The sequence below is a fragment of the Bacillus sp. GMs2/2 genome (genome assembly GCF_050172095.1).
GTDB classification, from domain to species: domain Bacteria; phylum Bacillota; class Bacilli; order Bacillales; family Bacillaceae_G; genus Bacillus_A; species Bacillus_A cereus.
In genome coordinates this window covers 1-1,144 of the sequence record NZ_JBNLYE010000722.1, presented here as the reverse complement: position 1 = coordinate 1,144, position 1,144 = coordinate 1, and the positions used below count along the sequence as shown (strand labels likewise).

Below are 1,144 nucleotides of genomic sequence, written 5' to 3'. Positions count from 1 at the left end.
ATATTTTTTAAAGAGTGGATGCCATACGTTATTCTTTAACTAAATTCGACATTATCTGCATTTTATCTTCACCTTCCTCTATTAATCTATTTATTGTAAACATCAGCTGGAGTTAATGCTTAGCTGTATAAATAATGAATATGAAAATGAGTAGGGAAAGGATCGAAACATAATGAAAGAATCACAAAATAAGAAAAAAACAAGTGGAGTAAATAAGGTAATACTATCTTTAGGAGTTGTTTTAGCAACGACCTTTTTCACGTTCTTTTTAATAGGGAAATGGAACTCTATCCCAGCGAAAGGGGTAGCTAATGAAAGTATTAGGCTAGCTAATACGCAACAACAAGGAAAGAAAGAGGACACATCGCTGGCAAAACAGAAAAGAGCTGATGGAAAACCAGTAGGAAAGGTTGTTTATTTAACATTTGATGACGGTCCTAGCGAATTTACTGGAAAATTTTTAGATGTACTAAAAGAGCAACATGTTGCCTCGACATTTTTTATGCAAGGTAGCAATTTACAGAATACCGCTTTTCAGGAAAATGTAAAACGAGCAGTAAAAGAAGGACATTATATTGGTGCTCACAGTATGACACATAATAGTGATAAGCTATACAAAAAAGAACAATTTGTAACGGAGATGAAAGAGACGTTAGCTCTTATTCATAATATTACAGGTACAACTCCTAAACTAGTCCGTCCCCCATATGGATCTGCACCAGGATTAAAGGGGCAGGACATTCGTAACAAAATTGTAGAAGCAGGAATAAAAGTTTGGGATTGAACGATAGATTCAAATGATTGGAAATTAAAAGGTAACCCACAGCAAATTATAGAAAATGTAAAGCGTACAACAACAGAAGATGTGGAAGTAGTTCTAATGCATGAAAAACTACAGACATTACAAGCGCTTCCGGAAATTATTAAATTTTATAAGGAAAAAGGATATGAATTCGGGGTATACAATGAAGCGGATCATTTTCAACTAAACTTCCAGAAAGATCAACGTCTATAGTATAAACATAATTATTTTAAAAAGGTGTTTTCCATTACTAAATCAATAACTAAGCCAAAAGTCGATTTCTTATTTTATAAAGAAATCGGCTCTTTCGTTTATGTATTACGTTACAAGAGTTTTCTTATT

General features: G+C 33.0%; 1 pseudogene. It reads left to right on the top strand.

Going from position 1 to position 1,144, the window contains the following annotated elements:
- Positions 1-172 precede the first annotated feature (172 nt).
- A pseudogene (locus ACQGS6_RS29005) lies at positions 173-1,015 on the top strand (polysaccharide deacetylase family protein).
- Positions 1,016-1,144 lie beyond the last annotated feature (129 nt).